The organism is Seonamhaeicola sp. S2-3 (assembly GCF_001971785.1).
Classification (GTDB): Bacteria; Bacteroidota; Bacteroidia; order Flavobacteriales; family Flavobacteriaceae; genus Seonamhaeicola.
Genome location: NZ_CP019389.1, coordinates 614,375 through 634,954 on the forward strand (window position 1 = coordinate 614,375; position 20,580 = coordinate 634,954).

At 32.6% G+C, this 20,580-nt stretch carries 20 protein-coding genes; 9 read left to right on the forward strand and 11 right to left on the reverse strand.

The genetic code is table 11. The features are described from left to right. Nucleotides 1–83 precede the first annotated feature (83 nt). Together BWZ22_RS02995 and BWZ22_RS03000 are read right to left on the reverse strand one after the other, a co-directional pair. Nucleotides 84–932: an IS3 family transposase gene (locus tag BWZ22_RS02995; protein ID WP_232225262.1), complete on the reverse strand. Its 849-nt coding sequence runs from the start codon at nucleotides 930–932 to the stop codon at nucleotides 84–86. Further along, a complete protein-coding gene (locus BWZ22_RS03000) occupies nucleotides 878–1,336 on the reverse strand; it encodes a helix-turn-helix domain-containing protein (RefSeq protein ID WP_076697894.1) in 459 nt (152 codons plus the stop codon). The genes BWZ22_RS02995 and BWZ22_RS03000 overlap by 55 nt, the downstream gene beginning before the upstream one ends. 207 nt (nucleotides 1,337–1,543) lie before the next feature. Between BWZ22_RS03000 and BWZ22_RS03005 the strand changes: the two genes are divergently transcribed. The 9 genes from BWZ22_RS03005 (at nucleotide 1,544) to BWZ22_RS16975 (ending at nucleotide 8,392) form a co-directional block, all read left to right on the forward strand. Continuing rightward, complete coding sequence (locus BWZ22_RS03005) at nucleotides 1,544–1,963, forward strand: DUF3365 domain-containing protein (RefSeq protein ID WP_076697895.1); 420 nt, start codon at nucleotides 1,544–1,546, stop codon at nucleotides 1,961–1,963. A 13-nt stretch (nucleotides 1,964–1,976) separates the two neighbouring features. Further along, nucleotides 1,977–2,273: a thioredoxin gene (gene trxA / locus BWZ22_RS03010; protein WP_076702246.1), complete on the forward strand. Its 297-nt coding sequence runs from the start codon at nucleotides 1,977–1,979 to the stop codon at nucleotides 2,271–2,273. A gap of 313 nt (nucleotides 2,274–2,586) precedes the next feature. Beyond that, nucleotides 2,587–3,309 carry a peroxiredoxin gene (locus BWZ22_RS03015; protein ID WP_076697896.1) on the forward strand — a complete coding sequence of 241 codons (723 nt, stop codon included), beginning with the start codon at nucleotides 2,587–2,589 and terminating at the stop codon, nucleotides 3,307–3,309. 118 nt (nucleotides 3,310–3,427) lie between these two features. Then, the gene (locus tag BWZ22_RS03020; RefSeq protein WP_076697897.1) at nucleotides 3,428–3,865 is read left to right on the forward strand and encodes an OsmC family protein; all 438 of its coding nucleotides are present in this window, start codon (nucleotides 3,428–3,430) and stop codon (nucleotides 3,863–3,865) included. Between the two features lie 98 nt (nucleotides 3,866–3,963). After that, nucleotides 3,964–5,298, forward strand: coding sequence for a cytochrome ubiquinol oxidase subunit I (locus BWZ22_RS03025; protein ID WP_076697898.1), 1,335 nt, complete (start codon nucleotides 3,964–3,966; stop codon nucleotides 5,296–5,298). 2 nt (nucleotides 5,299–5,300) lie between these two features. Then, nucleotides 5,301–6,377: a cytochrome d ubiquinol oxidase subunit II gene (gene cydB, locus BWZ22_RS03030; RefSeq protein WP_076697899.1), complete on the forward strand. Its 1,077-nt coding sequence runs from the start codon at nucleotides 5,301–5,303 to the stop codon at nucleotides 6,375–6,377. A gap of 18 nt (nucleotides 6,378–6,395) precedes the next feature. Then, entirely contained in the window at nucleotides 6,396–6,695 is a 300-nt protein-coding gene (locus tag BWZ22_RS03035; protein WP_076697900.1) for a hypothetical protein, read from the forward strand. An 83-nt stretch (nucleotides 6,696–6,778) separates the two neighbouring features. Next, nucleotides 6,779–8,236, forward strand: coding sequence for an NAD(P)/FAD-dependent oxidoreductase (locus BWZ22_RS03040; protein ID WP_076697902.1), 1,458 nt, complete (start codon nucleotides 6,779–6,781; stop codon nucleotides 8,234–8,236). 21 nt (nucleotides 8,237–8,257) lie between these two features. After that, on the forward strand, nucleotides 8,258–8,392 hold the full coding sequence (locus BWZ22_RS16975; RefSeq protein ID WP_256371294.1) for a hypothetical protein: 135 nt from the start codon (nucleotides 8,258–8,260) through the stop codon (nucleotides 8,390–8,392). Nucleotides 8,393–8,614: 222 nt separating this feature from the next. Here the strand turns inward: BWZ22_RS16975 and BWZ22_RS03045 are convergent, their stop codons facing one another. The 9 genes from BWZ22_RS03045 to BWZ22_RS03075 form a co-directional block, all read right to left on the reverse strand. Then, a complete protein-coding gene (locus tag BWZ22_RS03045; RefSeq protein ID WP_076697904.1) occupies nucleotides 8,615–9,700 on the reverse strand; it encodes an ImmA/IrrE family metallo-endopeptidase in 1,086 nt (361 codons plus the stop codon). A gap of 15 nt (nucleotides 9,701–9,715) precedes the next feature. Beyond that, nucleotides 9,716–10,048, reverse strand: a complete 333-nt coding sequence (locus BWZ22_RS03050) for a type II toxin-antitoxin system RelE/ParE family toxin (protein ID WP_076697905.1) — start codon at nucleotides 10,046–10,048, stop codon at nucleotides 9,716–9,718. A gap of 172 nt (nucleotides 10,049–10,220) precedes the next feature. Beyond that, complete coding sequence (locus tag BWZ22_RS03055) at nucleotides 10,221–11,465, reverse strand: McrC family protein (protein WP_076697906.1); 1,245 nt, start codon at nucleotides 11,463–11,465, stop codon at nucleotides 10,221–10,223. Beyond that, nucleotides 11,452–13,683 (reverse strand): AAA family ATPase, encoded by a 2,232-nt coding sequence (locus tag BWZ22_RS03060; protein WP_076697907.1) that lies wholly within the window; start codon nucleotides 13,681–13,683, stop codon nucleotides 11,452–11,454. Before BWZ22_RS03060 ends, BWZ22_RS03055 begins: the two co-directional genes overlap by 14 nt. After that, entirely contained in the window at nucleotides 13,676–13,807 is a 132-nt protein-coding gene (locus BWZ22_RS16980; protein WP_256371295.1) for a hypothetical protein, read from the reverse strand. The genes BWZ22_RS03060 and BWZ22_RS16980 overlap by 8 nt, the downstream gene beginning before the upstream one ends. Next, complete coding sequence (locus tag BWZ22_RS03065; RefSeq protein WP_076697908.1) at nucleotides 13,797–15,098, reverse strand: restriction endonuclease subunit S; 1,302 nt, start codon at nucleotides 15,096–15,098, stop codon at nucleotides 13,797–13,799. Before BWZ22_RS03065 ends, BWZ22_RS16980 begins: the two co-directional genes overlap by 11 nt. Then, on the reverse strand, nucleotides 15,091–16,161 hold the full coding sequence (locus BWZ22_RS16850) for a class I SAM-dependent DNA methyltransferase (RefSeq protein ID WP_371326820.1): 1,071 nt from the start codon (nucleotides 16,159–16,161) through the stop codon (nucleotides 15,091–15,093). Before BWZ22_RS16850 ends, BWZ22_RS03065 begins: the two co-directional genes overlap by 8 nt. Then, nucleotides 16,146–16,742, reverse strand: a complete 597-nt coding sequence (locus BWZ22_RS16855) for a hypothetical protein (protein WP_232225220.1) — start codon at nucleotides 16,740–16,742, stop codon at nucleotides 16,146–16,148. The genes BWZ22_RS16850 and BWZ22_RS16855 overlap by 16 nt, the downstream gene beginning before the upstream one ends. Before the next feature lie 3 nt (nucleotides 16,743–16,745). Then, complete coding sequence (locus BWZ22_RS03075) at nucleotides 16,746–19,814, reverse strand: type I restriction endonuclease subunit R (RefSeq protein WP_076697909.1); 3,069 nt, start codon at nucleotides 19,812–19,814, stop codon at nucleotides 16,746–16,748. Nucleotides 19,815–20,580: the final 766 nt, after the last annotated feature.

Consider the following 20,580-nt stretch of genomic DNA (forward strand, 5'->3'; position numbering starts at 1 on the left):
TTTTTTTGGTTCATATTTAGCTGTTCAAAAGATTTTTTTTAGCCGTTTAGAAGGCAAAAAAATAGTTTGAACTAGGTTTGTTCTTAAATTGTAAGTTCAGGTAAATTTACATTATTTTTTCTATAGGATTTGTATTTGATGTTTGGATTTAAATGTACTTCAGCAGGTTTTCTTAGGTCCAGACTAAAATGGGTTCTCAAATTGTTATAAATATATACAGCTTGCTCCGTCATTTTTTGAGCTAAATCGGTGTTTTTAATAGTTTGTTTTAAGCCGTATTCGTATTTAAGTGTTCTATTAATACGTTCAGCAACAGCGTTTTCATAAGGGTCGTATTGTTCAGCCATACTCATTGTTATTCCGTTGCTTTCGGCAAACTCGGTATATTTAGGATTGCAGTATTGAAACCCTCTATCTGAGTGATGAATAAGCTTTTGTTTAGGATATTTTCTATTTTTAATAGCCATAGCAAGCGCCTCTGTACAAAGCGATGTTCTCATATGATTATCGAGTTTATAGCCCATAATTTGCTTAGAATAGGCGTCTGTGACTAAAGCTAGATAGTTGTGCCCATTTTCTGTTTTAATGTATGTTATATCGCTAACCCAAAGTTGTTCTGGTCGAGTAGGAACGTGGTCTTTTACCAGGTTCTTATATTTTTTGTACATATGGTTTGAGTTTGTAGTTGTGATGTAATTTTTAGTTTTAGGAATCAAAAGATTATTTAGCCTAAGGAAGCGATAGAACTTGTCTCTACCAATTTTAATATCAGCGTTTATAAAGTCCTGTTTTAGTTCTTTATGTAGCTTAATTCCACCAGTTTTAGAGCCTACTTTTTTACGGTAGTCCTTGACCATTTTCATTAGCTTCTGATGGTCTACTTCTTGTTTTTGTTGGGTTTTGAGTCTTTTGTAAAAGGCTTGTTTAGATATCCCAAAACATCCATAGAGCCATTTTCTTTTATACGCTGTTTTTTCTTTAGCTCTATCTCTTTTGCTAATGTTTTGGGCAATGACTTTTTTGACATATCAACGCCTGTAATAAGTTCCATATCCGCGATAATGTCTTGTTGGAAGTCTTTTTGAAACTCAAGTTCTTCAATCTTTTCCTTTAACTTTTTAATTTCATCGTTTTTACTCATACCTGTATTTTGTTGTACTAAGGTACTGTATTTTCTTAACCAATAGGAAATGGTTGTTCTGGGGACGTCGTATTTTTTAGAAGCTTGGTTGTTGGATAGTTGACCGTTTAGGATTTGGTCAACGACTAAAAGTTTGGTTTCTAAAGTGGCTTTTTGGTAACTTTTTTTTCGCCAGTGCTCATTTTGTGTTTTCATAAGTGACTATAATTAATGGTTTAATTTTTAGTCAACCTATTTCAGGAAAGTTCAGATTTTGAAATTGAACAACCTAATTGGTATAAAAACAACAATAAAAATAATACGCAAAAACAACCAACAACAACCAATTTTAAAGATTTACCATATGCCGATAGAGGATTAAAATATGCACTTACTACTAAAGCTGTTTTAGGCAAAAACTTAATGGGTAACATACAAAAAAAAGGTACTATTGAAGCGCTATCGTTTTGTAATGAAAGCGCCTATCCTTTAACCGATAGTATGGCAATAGTACATCAAGCCAATATAAAACGAGTTTCTGACAAACCCAGAAACCCTAACAACAAAGCTAGTTTAGAAGAATTAAATTACATTAATACTTTTAAACAAGTAATTGCTAAAAACAATGAACCCCAACCCATAGTTAAAGAAACAGAAAATAATGTACATGTATATTACCCTATAATCACAAACAATATGTGTTTACAATGCCACGGAAAACCAAATGAAACTATAGAAAAAGCTACCTTAAACAAAATCAACGATTTATACCCAAATGATAAAGCCATTGGGTATAATATCAATGAGGTAAGAGGTATTTGGAGTATTACTTTTGAAAAATAAAATCAAGTCAGGTATGAGCAAATTTTCTGAAATAATAAATCAAGACAAACCCGTTTTAGTAGATTTTTTTGCTGAATGGTGTGGACCATGCAAAATGATGAGTCCTATTTTAAAACAAGTTAAAGATAGTTTAGGAGACCGTGTTTCCATCATTAAAATAGATGTAGACAAAAACCAAATCTTAGCCACAAAATATCAAATAAGAGGCGTACCAACACTCATGCTCTTTAAAAAAGGCAAACAAGTTTGGAGACAATCTGGTGTACTTCAAAAAGATGATATTTTAAACGTAATCACCTCCAATTTATAATGAATTTATCAGAAAATTTTGGGAGCAACAATAAGCAAAACAATGAAATGGCTGGGTTTTAGGAGAAGTCCCCTAAAAGCACATATTAACCAATTATATAATTTTTTTAATTCCGGATGATGGCAATACTACTTGTATAACCATGGTTTAAATACACTTTTTATAGAAGACTCTCCCAACTTAAAAAATTAACCTTATTCAGAATTTAATCATAAATTTCTTTTGAAAAAGCTACTTTACGGTAACACATGTTACATTGATATTTACTATTAACAACTACATTTACCATAAATTAATTTAATAGTAATGTATCATGAATAATTCAGAAACAACAAAAGAAACCGTATTTTCAATGCCTAAAATTGGTGATAAAGCACCAGAATTTAAAGCAGTAACTACACAAGGAGAAATTAACTTCCCTTCAGATTATAAAGGTGAATGGACTATTTTATTTAGTCACCCTGCTGATTTTACACCAGTTTGTACTTCAGAGTTTATGACCTTTGCTCATCTTGAAGAAAAATTCAAAAAAGCCAATTGCAAATTAGTTGGCTTATCTGTTGATGGGTTATATAGCCATATTGCTTGGTTAAGAACCATAAAAGACAAAATTAAGTTCAACGGCATGGAAAATATTGAAGTTAAATTCCCTTTAATTGAAGATATAACCATGGAAGTTGCCAAAAAATATGGCATGATTCAACCAGGTGAACACCAAACACAAGCTGTAAGAGCCGTGTTTTTTATAGATCCCAACAGTATTGTTAGAGCCATTATTTACTATCCTTTAAGCTTAGGACGTAATTTTGACGAAATTTACAGAGCCTTAATTGCAATGCAAACCTCAGATAAATTTAACGTAGCTACCCCTGCCGATTGGGAACCCGGAAAAGACGTTATAATATCTCCTGCTGGCTCTTGTGGTGTTGCTGAAGAACGAATGGAAGGTACAGACGATTTAGAATGTGAAGACTGGTTTTTCTGCACTAAAAAACTAGATAAAGACTTGGTTTTAGGCGAAGTTTTAAAAAATTAAAACTTACATAATTTAGATATTAAAGAGGCTGTTAATAATAACAGCCTCTTCTGTAATATTTGTTACAAGCAATCTCAATAAAAGGCAATAATTTTGCTACATCAATAAAAACAATAATATGGCTACAGAACATTACTACCAAGTAAATGTAAATTGGAACAAAAACCGAAACGGCATTCTTACATCCAATAATTTAGACGAAAAAATAACCATTGCAACGCCTCCAGAATTCCCTAAAGGCGAAGCCAATATTTGGTCTCCAGAGCATTACTTTGTTGCTGCAATAAACGGTTGTTTAATGACCACTTTTTTAGCTGTAGCTGAAAATTTTAAACTTGATTTTATTGATTTTGAATCGAATGCTGTTGGTAAGTTAGAAATGATAGATAGAAAGTTCGTAATGAGTGAAGTTATTTTAAACCCCGTAGTAACAATTTCTAATGAAGACCAAAAAGCACTGGCTATTAAAGTTCTAGAAAAATCTGAAAAAGCTTGCTTAATAACAAACTCTGTTAAATCTAACATTAAAATGAATATTACTATAAAAGTAGTATAAAAAACTAATGTTTAAAATAGTCTATAAATACTAAATCTTGTATTTTTATATACTATAAACACAACAAACAATTTACAAAAAACTAAAAAGGTTTTTTTATGGAAGATATGCTCTTTTATGATAGAATGCAGTTTGCATTTACTATCACTTTTCACTACTTATTTCCACAATTAACCATGGGGTTATCATTGATGATAGTCTATTTTAAATGGAAATTTTTACAATCTAAAGTCGAAAAGTATAACGATGCAGCAAAATTTTGGATGAAAATTTTCGCCCTTAATTTTGCTATGGGTGTTGTAACAGGCATCCCAATGGAATTTCAATTTGGTACCAATTGGGCTAAATTTTCAGAGTTAACTGGTGGTGTAATAGGTCAAACATTGGCTATGGAGGGCATGTTTTCTTTCTTTTTAGAATCATCCTTTTTAGGACTCTTTTTATTTGGCGAAAAACTATTGGGTCATAAACTTCATTTTGTTACTGGTTTTCTAGTATTTTTAGGTTCATGGGCCAGTGGCTATTTAATTATTGCCACCCATTCATGGATGCAATACCCTGTTGGTTATGAAATAGTTGAAAACGGAAAGTTTGTTCTAAATAATTTTGGAGCACTCTTTTCAAACCCTTGGTTGTTACCTGCTTATTTACACAACCAGTTTGCCTCTATTATTACATCTTCATTTGTAGTTGCCGCCATTGGCGCCTTTTATATTTTAAACAATAAACACAGTGAATTTGGTAAACTTTTTGTAAAAACTGGAGTTATTTTTGGTTTAATATCTAGTGTACTTGTTGCTTTTCCAACTGGAGATTGGACTGCTAAAAATGTAGCTAAACACCAACCCGTAACCTTTGCCGCTATGGAAGGCATTTTTGAAACGGAAGATGGAGGCTCTGAAATTGTTCTTATTGGGCAACCTAACATTCTAGAAAAGAAACTAGATAACAAAATTGCTGTTCCTAATATTTTAAGTTTTTTAACTCATAAAGATTGGAATGCAGAAATTAAAGGTTTAAATGAATTTGATGAAAAAAATTACCCCACTAATATTCCTGGTTTATATTATTCATACCACATCATGGTAGGCTTAGGAACCATTTTTATTGGGCTAATGCTATTAGCTGCAATTCAACTTTACAGAAAAAAACTCTATAAAACTAAATGGATTTTATGGGTACTAATGTTTATGTTACCATTCCCTTATATAGCAAATACAACAGGTTGGTACACCGCAGAATTAGGCAGACAGCCCTGGCTAGTTTATAATTTACTACGCACATCTGAAGGTGCTTCACCAACAGTATCCTCTGGTAATACATTATTTACTTTACTTGGTTTTATAGGTTTGTACTTACTTTTAGGTTTACTATTTTTAATGTTAGCAGGAAAAATAATTAACAAAGGCCCACAACTAAATCAACAACACTAATTATGGAATTATTTTGGTATATCGTTTTAATGACCATGCTAGCCATTTATGTAATTTTAGATGGTTACGATTTTGGTGCAGGCATTATTCACTTGTTTTTTGCAAAAAAAGAAAAAGATAAAAAGGCCATTACAAATGCTATAGGCCCCTTTTGGGATGCCAACGAAGTATGGCTAATTGCTGCTGGTGGCGTCTTATTTTTTGCATTCCCTACGTTATACGCTTCCTCTTTTAGCGGATTTTATTTACCCCTAATTATGATTTTATGGCTACTCATTTTTAGAGCTATTGGATTAGAATTAAGAGGACAAATACACAATAAAATGTGGACTAGCATTTGGGATAAAGCCTTTGGAATTTCTAGTTTATTACTTGCTTTATTTTTTGGTGTTGCCTTAGGTAATGTTGTTAGAGGTGTTAATTTAGGTAATGTTGTAAATGGTGTTTCTACACAAGAAGCGCACTATTTCTTTTTACCATTATGGAACCCTACTTTTAGTCCGCAAACCGAACAATTAGGTATCATAGACTGGTTTACACTATTATTAGGTATTATTGGTGTTATTGCACTAACCATACATGGTGCTAATTGGATTATTTTTAAAACAAACTCAAGCTTAAATGAAAAACTTAAAAAAGTAGTCTTCACTCTTAGTTTTGTTCTATTAGTATTAGTTATTATTTCTCTTTTCATTTGGCATATTATAGAACCTAAACCTTTTCATAACTTCATTCAAAACCCTTGGTTATGGATTTTTCCTATCATCACCTTTACTGGTTTATTTGGGTTGTTTAGAGTGAGATCATTTAAAAAACATGGAAAAGGATTCTTATTTTCATCTTTGTTTTTATTTGGAGGATTAACCTCTACGGTAGCTTCAATTTTCCCTAAAGTTTTACCATCAACAAATAATGTTAATCCAGACCTAACATTATACAATGTTGCTGCAGATGATTACGGATTATCTGTTGGTATTTCTTGGTTTGTTATTGCAGTTATTTTGGTAATTGCATATTTCACCATTCAATACCGTGTTTTTAAAGGTAAGATGGATGATGTTGGCTACGGAGAACATTAATTAAAAACTTACTAAATTATGACAGGCACTTTAATTTCTTTAATAAGTGTTTTTGTAGGTATTATTGGTGCAAATTTAACAGGTTATTTCAAAAGAAAATATTCTTTTGGCCTTACAGGAAATACCTTAGTAGGTGTTTTTGGCAGCATTTTATTAATTAAAACTTTTGGAAGATTAGGTTTTAATCCTTGGTCAATTATGAACAATGGAGATTTTAATGGTTTACGGTTAACTATCAATATCATTGTATCTGCTTTAGGAGGTATATTAGGGCTTATAGCTGCTAAAAAAGTATACTTTAAAATGAATAAAGAATAACACTTGCTAAAGCCCTCTTCTTGTGTAACCTAAGTTACTAGTAACTATAAAAAAGCTAAGTACCTTTAATAAAAATTAAGGTCATGGCTAAAATTGTCATTCTAGGCGCAGGTATTTCAGGACACGTAGCTGCTACACATTTACGTAGAAAACTCCCTAAAAAACACGAAGTTGTTGTTGTTTCTCCTAACAGTAATTATCAATGGATTCCATCAAATATTTGGGTAGGAATTGGTAGAATGAAGTCCAAAAAAATACTATTTCCGCTTGCTCCACTTTACAAAAAAAAGGGCATTAACTACAAACAAGCCAAAGCGGTAACATTTTACCCAGAAGGAGACAAAAAAGAACAAAAACCCTACATTGTATCCGAATATGTTACTGGCGAAAAAAAAGGACAACAAGAAAAAGTAACATATGACTACCTAATTAATGCCACAGGACCAAAACTTAATTTTGAAGCTACAGAAGGCTTAATTCCTGGTAAAAACAAAACTTACTCCGTTTGCACATATACACATGCTAATCATGCTTGGGAAGGATTAAGTGCCTTAATTGAAAGCATGAAAAAAGGCAAAAAAGCCAAAATACTAATTGGTACAGGACATGCAAAATCTACATGCCAAGGAGCTGCTTTTGAATATATTTTAAACGTAGAAAAAGAATTGAAACGTCATAAAGTACGTGATATGGCCGAAATTACCTGGATTTCTAACGAGTACAGCCTTGGTGATTTTGGAATGGATGGTATGTTAATGAGCTACGGGGATATGATTATGAAATCTAGCGAGCTAGTAGAAATGATTTTTGAAGACAGAGGTATAAAATGGATTTTAGGAGCTGGAGTAAATAAAATTGAAGATGGTATAGCTTATTATGAAAATTTAGAAGGCGAACATAAAGTAGAAACTTATGACTTCGCCATGTTAATTCCAGCATTTTCAGGACATGGTTTTAAAGCCTATGATAAAAACAATCAAGATATTACTAATAAGCTTTTTAAGGGTTTCATGATTGTAGATGCAGATTACACACCAAAACCTTATGAAGAATGGACCGTTCAAGATTGGCCAGAAACCTATCAAAACCCTAACTATAAAAACATTTTTGCTCCAGGTATAGCATTTGCGCCACCACACACCATCTCAAAACCTAGAAAAAGTAAAAACGGAACTGATATTTTTCCTGCACCTCCTAGAACGGGTATGCCTTCAGGAATTACCTCCAAATTAGTAGCCGATAATATAATTGATGCCATTAAAAAAGGAGATAACAGTTTGCAGCATAAAGGCTCTATGGGTAATATGGGAGCTGCTTGTATTGCTTCTGCAGGATTTGGTTTTTGGAGTGGTAGCGGAGTAAGCATCACAACGTTTCCTATTGTTCCAGATTTTGTGAAATATCCAGATAGTCATGGGCGCCATTTAGGAAAAACCTTTGGCTCTATTGGGCTAGCAGGTCATTGGCTTAAATTAATGCTACATCATGCCTTTTTGTGGAAAGCAAAAATGAGACCTTTTTGGTGGCTAATTCCTGAGTAATAATATTAAATAGAAAAGAACATGAAAAGAATATCTCCTAGAATGCGGTTTAGAATGATGAATCCGGTACTTCAGTTTTTTAAATTTATAATTTTAAGTATTAAAATTATGGTTATTGTAGCTGGAGGACATGGCGGCACTAGAAAAGTAAACTGATGTAGTTATCAGTGTTTTTGGTTGGTTTTTAAGAAAGTCGTCTAAAAAGCAATTTTTAGGCGATTTTCTTTTTTAGTAGCGGGAACTAGACTCAAACCAGTGTCCGCCTTAGGCGGATAAGATTTGTTTACTAATTAAAAAACTTAGAAACTAAACAAAATTAAATAATTCATATTGTTCAAAAAACACATTTAAAATCTGTTCTAGATAATTGATATCCAATTAAAATTCAACCGTTTTTATAAACTCATTACCTACATTATAATCTATTTTTTTAAGATGTTGTAATCTACCTATAATACAAGCTGGATGTGTTTTGAATTTTTTAGCATAAAAAACAATGTCTTCAACAAACAATTCGTCATTACTTAATATTTCAGCTTCTTCTTGTTTAGATAATAACCATTTAGCTGCAAAATCATCAGCTTCTTTTTCATATTCTTTTAATTCTCCTTCTATCTCAATGTTCTCAATAGAAATATATTTTTTACCATGTAACAGAATATGGCCAATTTCATGAAAGAATGTAAACCAAAAACTATCATTCCTTTTATAACGCCCGCTTAATTGAATTAGAGGCGTATCACCAATCCATCTGGTTGAACCATGTATTGGGGCTTTAGGCAGGCATGGAGTATAAACAAGTTTAACACCAACATTGGCACAAATAGCTCGTAATTCTGAAAAGAAATTATCAGGTTGATTCACCATTAATTCTTTGATTTTTGGTAAACTTTTTTTCAAAGCACTTTGACTGTATTTAGCTACTGTCATATTTTGTGCTTGAATTTCTCCATGACGTAACCACGAAGCAATTGCTAAAGCATTGTCTTGATTTTTCAAAGAAATTCTAAAAGCTACTTGAGTTTTTTGATTAAAATAATAATCTTCAAATGCCTTTAAGGATGCTATACCAAAATACTCAAATAGATTAATTACTTTTTCTTCAATTTTTCTAGTTGCCGCTACCCAACCATGATTTGCCATTTTAGCATAGGGAAACGCTTTAGCCCATTCTTTTGCTGAATCGATATTCTTTTGAAACTCAATTCTAGCCTTATATTCATCATAGTTCTTTTGAGCTTCCATCCAGAAGTGAGCAGGCACTTTCAAAACCTGTTCAAATAGAATTGCCATTTCTGATGTTATGGCACTTTTCCCTTTGAGCACAGCAGAAATTGTTTTTTCAGGTTTCCCTGTTTTTACCGCAAATTCTTTTGCTCCCATTTGTTTCTCTTCCAATATTTCTTTAAGAAACTCTGATGGATGTGTTACCGATTCGGGATAATATTCATTAACCGATGCCATGTTGTTTGTGTGTTTTTAGTGATAATCTGCAATTTCAATAATATCTACACCTAGTATTTCAACCCAAATATATTTACCATTACCATCTGTAGGGATAGGATCTTCGCGTGGTTTAAAAATCAATCTGTATGGATGGTCTAAATCGCAAGCCCATTGTCCTTTTCTATCTCCTGTTAATTCATGAAATCTACCGGGTTGATATCTAACATCTTCTAAGGTCATTGAAGCTCTTAGTTGATCTAACCTCTTTTTGTACTTCTTATGCCTTAATGCTCCTAAGTTTTTAACCCCTTGATCATCATTATTGGCATATTTTTTTAACTTACTATTACTGAAACTAATATTCACCGCAAATATACAAAAATAATTTACACTTAGTATTAACAAAAATTAAATATTATTCAAACTATACTTGTCTCCATCAATATCTAAAAACAAAATGTTTTGCATACTATTTTACTTTGGTCTCAATATTACAACTGAATATCCCGCGTTAGTTATGGATATTATCAATCCAAAATTAATCTTCCAATAGTTTTAAAATTTTGTTTCCAATTTGGATATCCAAATTACCAAATTCATCCAAAACCGAAACAAATCCCATTTTGCATTGATGCTCTATCCTTCCAATTTCTGTGTTATCTTGTTTTGAATAATCATCGGTATTATATGTTTTAAATTCATTTTCTATTTCATTGCCTGGATATAGTAAAACAGCCTTTTTTGCATCCCAAAAACGGCAATATGTATACATTTGTCGTAAATCACCTACCGAAGCAGAACTGTTTGATGGTCTCTTCCATTTTGTATCAATAATTAAGGTATTGCTACCAATTCTCAACACTATATCAGGCCTTAATAAATTGCTTCCCCAAAATAATTTTGATTCTTGCCCAGAAACGTGAATATCATTATTCAGACAGGTTCTTTGTAGTTGTTTTAAGATGTATTCTTCCCACAATTGATTCATATCGAAAAGAAGAGATAACATTTTTTCTTTACCGCTTGAAATGTCTGGTGAAAAATTTAAAATAATTAATCTTGCCAACTCTAAAGCATATGAATAATCTTTAGTTTTTCTATTCAGCTTTATATTCTCTAATTGACTTTTAGTAATATTTGAATTTGAGACTTCAGGAAAATTTAATTGAACTCTTTTTAAATAATCATGCAATCGTGTTCCTTTCGTAAAATAACTTACAATTGTCAATGCTTTACACAGCACTTGGTGTAGTAAATGATTCTCATCATATACTTGATGTGTGGTATAAAATCGTTCTTTATGAATTATATTTTTTTGAAGATGGCCCGCAAACTCTAATTTACCTTTTAGACTATACACATTTTTTGTTTCCTTACGGTATTTTTTAACTAATCCTTTTCTAAGTAAGCCATCTATTTCTTGTAAGTACAACTCAAAATAAACTTCTAAGAGATTTAAATTTTTACGATTAACATGAGCCACTCCCACCGAACTCGCTTTAAGTTTGCCACAAGCTTTTAACATATTCAGCAAAACACCACTCCATCTACTATCGTCATCATCCTTATCTGCCTTTGGGTGAATTTGAATAACTAAACCATCTACTTGAATAATACCTACGTATTGATTAAACTTTAATCCCTTTGCAATTGGTTCAAAATATTTTCCTTCATGATACTCATTAAGTTTTAATAAAGCATCGAGATGTTCTTGTTTAAAACCATTTGTACCAACTAATAAACGTTGATGTTCAAAAACTGATATTTGTTTAATTTTCTTCAACAGACTTATTTAGTAATTGACTTAAAGCTTCATGAATATTATTTGTATTAACAGCCTTTAAACTATAACTATCTACTTTAAAATCTTCTTGATTCTCATAGCCAAAATCAGCAAAATTAATTTTATCATTCTTAATTCTTTCTACAAACCCTTTCCCTAAAACAAGACCTATTTTTCCATAATCCCCATAAAAATATTCTTGTAGCAATGGTATAATCTTATTGTTAAAAGCCATAACTAAGTCATCAAGCGTATTTACATTGAAAAAGTATGAATGCCCTATTGTATGGTCTCTATCTATTAACAATTCTATTCTTTGATTAATTGTTTGTAGTATTTCTGCTAAAGAGAAACCTTCAACTGAAAAATCTTTTATAATTTCATAATTTGGCATCATTTCTTTAAACTCAAACCGACGACGTAATGCCGTATCAAGAGCTTCAACAGAACGGTCTGCTGTATTCATGGTTCCATAAATATCTAAATTTGACGGCACAGAAAACGCTTCTTTAGAATATGGCAGTCTAACACTCATTTCATTAATTTCTCCTTGACGCTTATCGGTTTCTATAAGCGTAATTAATTCTCCAAAAATAGCAGACACATTACCTCTATTTATTTCGTCTATAAAAATGGCATACCTATTATCTGGATCATTTTTTGCGCGTAAACATAAACGCTTAAACACACCATCTTCAACCGTATAACCTAAATTGGAAGATTCTTCTTCGTTTTCTGAAAAAACAGGCTTAATACCTTCTATAAAATCTTCATAAGCAAAAGATTGATGAAATGTAACAAAATCGTAATGTCTAATGGACTTTACTGGACTAACCTTAAAGTTATCCACCTCATCCTTAATTTTAAATATTTCTGGTGCTTGTTCTTTAAGCTCCGCATCAAGTAACACCCAAGATTTATCTTCGGTTTTATCAAAAATAAGCGGTGCTTGTCTCTGTTTATAATTTACGCTTGTAGATTCTTCAATTGTATGCATTTGTAAAGTACCCCAAATAGTTGCTCTTACATTTTTAGACACACTCAAGTTTGCTTTAGTTGCAACCCATCTATTATCTAAAACATCACTCACTTTTGATTTCCCTTCTTCTAGCAATGCTAAAGTAATGGCTTGCCACCAAGTAATATTTGACACTACTTCTTCAAAATATTTCTCCTTAGATATTGCTTGCTCTTTTAATGTGTATTTCTCGAATAATGTATCCTTTAAGAAATGTGTTTTTCCAGTACCTGGTGGACCGTAGAGTATTTGGTTTATGGGTTTTGATTGCAGTTGTTTAAAATTACGATTATATATTTCTTTTGTCTCTTTAATTTCAGTAAGTGGTTCTTGATTTAAAAATTGTATATATGCTTTTATTGCTGCTGAATAAAAACCTTTTTCACCATAAGATTTTTTATGATAAGCGTATTTTCCTTTAGGGTCTTTTTGATTAAGTTTAAGATCTTCGTAAAGTTCATGAAGTACATTAATATCTTCTTCTGTATAAACAGCTATTTTAAATTCATTAATTAATATTTTTATAGCTCTTAAATAAGAACTGGCTTTGCTACTACCAACCTCTGCATTTTTCTCTAACCATTCCTTGAATTGGGTTTCTTTAGAGTTATAATTGCCATAATGTTCCCACAACTTCTTTGTGAAAGAAAAGTAATCTTCTTCGTTTTTGTAAGAAAGTATAAAACTGTTTAAATCTCCATATCTAGTTGGAGTTATATTATTTGGATACAAAGAGTTTGCTATAAATCTTAAAGCTTCACTTTTAAAAATATTTATTACTTTATAATCACTGTATAAAAAAGCTATTTTACACTTATATGCATCACCTAAATCTATATTTTCAATTGGATTAAGATTATTTTCACTAGCTAATTCAGCTATATTTATTATTATTTTTTTTATAGAATTAAATGCTTCAAAAGAGGTATTTCCATATTTAGTATGCCACGCATAAATACCATCATTAGTTCTATTTGATGCTGGTTCTGTTTTAGAATCCTCACTCATTTTATAAATGCCAAATTTATAAGAACTCCCTCCAGATATGCTTCCTAAGTCTCTAGTAATATGTTCTAACCAATAGCAAAATGAGTTTTCTCTTTTTGTATCTGTATACTGCTCTAAAGTCATGACTTTTAGTTTCTCTATGGGCCATGTCTTTAAAAATTCTTCTTTTAATTTATGTAGTTTTTCATTCATATTCACTGTTCTTTGGTGTGGTATTTAATAAATCTTTACTCCCAATAGTTCCTTTGTTTTGAACAATTCGTTCGCCTAATCTTCTTATGTCTCCTCCTGTATATGTTAAATTATTACTCTCCATATTTCTCTCCTTCTTCCGCAACCATACCCAACTGCTCTTTTGCCTCACCAACGGTAACCTGCCCATTCATAAGCATTGGTAACAACCAATCGCGTAACTCGGCGAGTTTTTGGTTTTGTTTATTTAGAAGAACTTGTTTGTCCAAAATTGGTTTCAATTTTTCATCTAATTTTTTAATTACTTCTAATGATGGAATTATAATTCTTGATTGTTTTAAATGGTCTCTTGTTATATGTCCCATCGTAGTTTTTCTTAAATCAGCTACCATCTTAAAATGCTGTAAATAATTAAGCAATTCAAAATAATAGAAGCTCTTTGGAAACTTTTTAGAAGTGACTTTAAATATATGTTGATTTAATCCACCATCACCACCAGACCACAACATCACCTCTAATGAAGCTGACCAAGAAAACAATACATCTCCATCAAAGACCTTTACTTTTTCTGGAATATCAATTTTTACTTTTTCTGTATTTGCAGTTATCCCGTCTCTCATTTCCCTAATTTTGATAACAGGTAAAAACTCATCTGAATCTGGTCTGTATTTTTGACAAGCAATCCCATTTGTATAGGTAGCTATATCCACTAATGAACCATCTTCCCACCCCTCAGGAATCTCACGTTTCAACTGCTCGTTATACACCATTTTACCGCCAGAAGATTTGTAGGGCTTGCCGTTCTTATCTGGCTTGCCCTGAGCGAAGTCGAAGGGAAAATCGAACTGGACAAACCAATAGTCGTAAATGGTTTTGGCGAGTGCCTCTAACTCCGCATTGATCTTGTTGTTGACTTCTATTTTGGCATCTAAATCGGATAAGACTTTGGCGATTTGTTTTTGTTCATCAATTGATTCAGGGATTTCCAATTCCATTAATTCAAATGAAGCCAAATTAATTGTATTAAATACAGAACCTTGACTACGTTTAATAATATTTCTAACGTAATTCTTTAATGAATAATAAAGGAAATCATTATCAACTATCCCATCTTTACCTCTTATCCCAAAACAAGACTGATTGAAACACATTGGCTTACCTATTTGAGCCAACGCCCCAACTGTGCCTCTCGCAGAAATTATTATATCACCTCTGTTTAGATACTTTGTATTACTTTTTTCAACACCTAATTCTGTAATTTTCTTTTCAGAGTCGTAGACATATCTATTATCATTATTGAAATCATTAACAGACAACCAACCTACTGTTCCACCTTTCCAATATTCTTCAATAGTTGTTTTTGGTGTTCCGCCACTTATTATATCTATAATATCATTCAGAATAACTTTAATCATATTTCAACTGCTTCAAATTTTCTTGAATATCCTTTTCCAACGTATCACTTTCCGCAAACAACTGTTCTAAATTGCTTTCAAAACCTTTTAATTTGGCATTAAACTCTTCCGCAGTAATATCTATATATTCAATTTTTACTTCAAAATACTGCCCTGCACTTAGGCTGTAGTTTTTCGCTTTTATATCGTCATACTTAACTACTACCGAGAAATCTTCTACTTCGGTCTTGTTGGTAAAGGTTTCTATAATCTGGTTTTCTTCGGCTTCGCTTAATAGCGTTTTTTGGTTTTTACCTTCTTTTACGGTGGTTCCTAATTTGGAGGCATCTATCAATACCACATCTTCCTTGTTTTCCTTATCTAAAAACACAATAGACACGTTGGTACCTGTGGTAGCAAATATGTTAGACGGCATACTTACCACACCTGCCAGCATTTTGTTGTCTACCAGTTTTTGGCGTATTTTTTTATCGATACCACTTTGTGCGGTAATAAAACCTGTGGGTACTACAATGGCGGCTTTTCCTGTGTCATTTAGGCTGTGCATAATGTGTTGTAAAAACAAGGTGTAAATCGCCATTTTGTCTTTCGCCTTTTTAGGCACATTGGGCACACCTGCAAAAAAGCGGTCTTTGTTTTCCTTTTTCTTTAGATTTTCTACATCGTCACTAAAATCGAGCTTAAATGGTGGGTTACTAACTATATAATCAAACTGGCGCAGCTTACCATCTTTTTTATGATATGGGTCGGTCATCGTGTTCCCTTGTATCACATTTTCTATACTGTGCACCAAATTGTTCAGTACCAAATTTAAACGCAATAGGTTAGACGATTTTTGAGAGATGTCTTGCGAGTACACCGTGCATTTATCGTTGCCTATAGCGTGTGCCAAATTCATTAACAAGGTACCCGAACCAGCACTTGGATCATAAATGGTTTTGTTGCTCACGGGTTCTGGCACCAAGATATTGGCAATAATTTTAGATACGGCGTGTGGCGTGTAGTATTCGGCATACTTACCACCAGCATCGCTGTTGTAGTCTTTAATTAGGTATTCAAAAATAGTAGAGAAAAAGTCAAAACCTTCCCCATGATGTTTTCAAAATTGAAAATGGTAAGTTTATTAAACAAGGCTTTGGCAAAGGCATCGCGTTTGCTACTTACAAACTCTGTAATACGGTCAAAAAGGCGTATTTTTTGTCCGTCTTCGGTTTTTACGGCAAACAAATCATTATTAGTTGCCGCAATATCCATTAAGGTATCGTCTACGGTTTTGGCAAAATCAGGTTCGTTTTGGCGTTCAAACAAATTGGGTATTAATTGGTGTGGTAATAAAAACGCGGTGCTATCGCTCATTTGATAGCGTAGCATTTGGTATTCATTGTCGGGCATTTTTGCCAATTCCTTTTCCCAGTTTTCTGTGTTTGCCAATTCAGGTTTCACCTGTTTAACTTCGTAAGCGAATTTGTCGTTTAAAAATTTGTATAAAAATATCTGGCTAATGATTTTAAACTCATTACCATCGTTACCCAAACCATAACTGGCACAAACGGCTTTAAGCTCGTCTATTAGCGTTTTGGTTTTTATTACAAAGGGTTGGTTGTCCTGCCCTGAGCTTGTCGAAGAGTTGATGTCTTTTGTCATAGTTTATGCGGTTCTTCCGTAATATTCGTTTAAATATTCTTCTACGATAATGTTTTTTATAAATTCTACGGTTTCTACATCCATAGAAACCTTTTGTTTGCTAAATTCTTGAAATACCAAACGTGCTACCAATTGCCCAAAGTAGTGTTCGTTGTTTAAACTATCGGCACGGTTAAGCACTGCTATATCAGTTTCTTCTTTTATATGCTGCAAGGCTTCAATAATCACCGTTTTTAATTTTGAAGGTTTACCTATTTCGACCAAGCGTTTTTGAACGCGAGCATATTTGACATCGCCTTGATATTTGTCTTTTAACAACTCATTTTTACGATTCAGTTCTTTTATTTTTTCGTGAATTTGTTTTAGCGAGGTCATATTGGCTTCCATTTCCTCACGTGAGACTTCACTTAAATTTTTATTATCGAACAAGCGACGTAACTCATCATACAACGAAACCCATTCTGGGTCTTTAGTATCGAAATTTCCACCAAGTGCTTCGCGTGTTTTTTTAAGTAAGTCTTTAAGTTCGTCTGCCAATACCAATTCAGCCTCACCTACTTTTTTGAACATAAAGAGTACGTCCTCTAAAGCCACATTCAGTAAGTTGCCAATTTCTTCGTTGGTTTCCAAGGCATTTTTGGCATTCATCAAGGCCAAATGGTTTTCGGCTTCAATGCGTAAGGTGTTTAGTTTTCTAAAGTCGATTTTATCTAATAATTCGTATTCCCCCACCAAACGGATGATGTTGTACAATGAACGAGCGTCATCCAATGCTTTTCTAATTTGAAGCATTTCGGAATGGTCATCGATTTGTGAAATTTGTTGCTGAAATTTCTCAGCATTCTTTAGGTCGAAATCAGCCAATTTCTCTTTTATCTCCAAAATGGTTTCTTCCATTTCTTCACGAGACATAAAGAGGTTGGAATAGCTTTCCATTTCGTCGCCCAACACCTCTTGAAGCTCATCAAAATAGGCCTTATTGGTTTTGTTAAACTCCTTAGAAATATCTGCGAAGTCCACCACATAACCATAGCGATAGTTTTTATAGGTTCGGTTAACACGCGTTAAGGCTTGTAATAAGTTATGGGCTTTAATAATACGACCTAAATAGATTTTCTTTAAGCGTTTGGCATCAAAACCAGTAAGCAACATATTGTACACGAACAAGATATCAATCTTTCCTGCCTTGAAATCATCACGCCATTTTTCCAATTCTTCTTTAGAACCACTATCATATAAAATTAAGGCTGCTTTTTTAACCTTGTAGCTTTCCTTTTGTTTGATTAAGTATTCGCTAGTTTCTTCAGCAGCTTGTGGCAAAGAAGATTCTTTGCTTTCATCTTCTTTGTAGCTATTGAAGATTTTAAACATTTCACGTGCTTGTTCGCTACTGTCGCAAATTACCATTCCACCTGTGGTAGCATCATCATTACGTTGTCTAAAGAGTTCTAAATCCTTAACAATATAATCGAGCATGGGTGCTACAAACGATGGATGGGCATAGGCTATCTTTTTATCCAAATCGCCTTTAAGTACATCAATACTATCTAAAGCCTGTTTCAGTAATACCTTGTATTCCGTTGCTATTTCCTCACGGATTAACTTTAAGGTATATCCATCGGCAATGGATTTGTTGTAGTAGTATTTATGAATATAGTTACCAAATAAGTCTTTAGACTTTAAGTTTTTACCAATTAAAGGCGTGCCTGTTAGTCCAATTTTTATGGCGTTTTTATCGGATTGCTCCAAGTTTGCCAAGAAACTACCTTTAGGGTTATAGCTACGGTGAACTTCATCTAAAAAGTACACGCGTTGTATGTTGATGTTGTAATCCGTTTCTCTACTAACATCGGTATCGTCCTTAAATTTGTGAATGTTAACTACGGTAATTTCACGTTGACCTTTATCGTTATTGACTGCCGTGGTTTTCTTTAAGTCAGCAACAAATTCATCACGAGAGTTTACAGTATGTACTTTTAGTCCACGTGCGGTAAACTCATCTCTAGCTTGGGTTAATAAATCCAAACGATCTACGATAAAGTAAAACTTTGGAATGATATTTTTTTTCTGAAAATAATGGGTTAAAAAATGTGTGTTGTAATACGCCAAGGCTGTTTTACCCGAACCTTGTGTATGCCATATAATCCCTTTCTTTTTACCCTTGTCTAAATGCGTTTCAATGGCTTTGGTTGCGAACAATTGCGGATAACGCATAATATGTTTTTGTAAACCATTGGTTTCTTTTACATACGCTAATGCATATTGTAATACAAACTGTAAACGCTCTTTAGATAACAAAGACGTTAAGATGCGATTAGTTGCACTATCTGGGTTTTTATTGGTTTTGTATTCTTCGCTATTCTTTATGGAAGGATAATTGGTGTCTTTTAAAACAAAAGCTTCAACCGATTCATCTAAAGGTTTTAAAACCTGCGATAAGTTAAAACCAATCTCTTCTCTGAAATAATTAAAAATCGGTTTCACGTAAGAAGGTGACGCATAAAAAGCACCTTGCCAAGGTTCAATTTCATTATCATCATACTCCATATTGTTTGAGAAAATCATAAACTGTGTAAGGTTTACAAATTTTCTAAATTTCTTATTCTGAAAACGTGTGATGATGCGTTTGCGTTCATCAAGTACACCATTCCTGTTATTAGGTTTTTTAACTTCTATGAATACCAAAGGCATCCCGTTAATCAAACAAATAATATCTGGCCGAAACTCATCTTCTCCATTTTTATAAGTCAATTCAGTAACAACATGAAATTCATTGTTATCAAAATTTTCAAAATCAATTAATCGCGTACCAGAACGATTGATGAGTTTATCGTAAAATGTTTTTCCTAAATCTTCATTTTCTAAATCCAGTGAAATATCCTGATAGAGCCTGTCAATTTCGATTGGTGATAAATCAGGGTTTATTTTAGAAATAGATGATTTAAAAATATCTGTAAAGATGTTGGTATCTTCATCCCAAATGGCTTCTTTTAAAGAAATGTATGTATACCCAAGTTGGGTTAAATGAAGTATGGCAGGAAGTTTAACTCTTGAATCTTCGTTGAAAATCATTAACTATAGTAAAATATTCTTGAAAGCTAAATATATATTTTTTCCCACATTAAGACAATTTTAATCTATAAATTATTTTTAGATGGTTACCCTGACATTAAGTCCAAAAAACCACTACTTTCTTCTACCCCAAAAGCTACAACAACTTACACTACTCCCCCCTTGTGTTAAGCATTTTTGTATTCCAACCCTATGTAATACAATAATTTCTTAAGAGTCTATTACCTAAAAACAACTACTCAAAACCATTTTAAAATGCATCCCTCAATTACATCAAGATTTACTTAACAATCTGTATAGTCATTTTAGAACAAGTCACATCTCACTGCTCACTAATCACTACTCACTACTCACGTAATACCAACCCTATAGATACCCTATAGATGTCCTATGGATGTCCTATGGATGTCCTATGCCCTACTTATGAATAAAATTATAGAATTTTTATAGGTAAATTCCCCTTTTTTTTAACACAATCCTTATGAGTTTACAAACAAAACACATGCTTTATTACACACGTTGTGCAATAACAAAAAATAAAACTCCAATTAAAGATATTCTTCTTTTTGTTACATTAGATCTCATGTTCCTAATTACGTGAACAAAAAATAGCACTTGTAACCTTTCCTCTATAAATATGGTGTACCCTATCGTGTACTCTTAATTTATATTTAATTTTACTCTCAAATATCCATTAATTATAATACAATTTACAAGAAAAATTTTCTGTTTTTATATAAATATTCTTTCAAGGCGGTTTTAACCT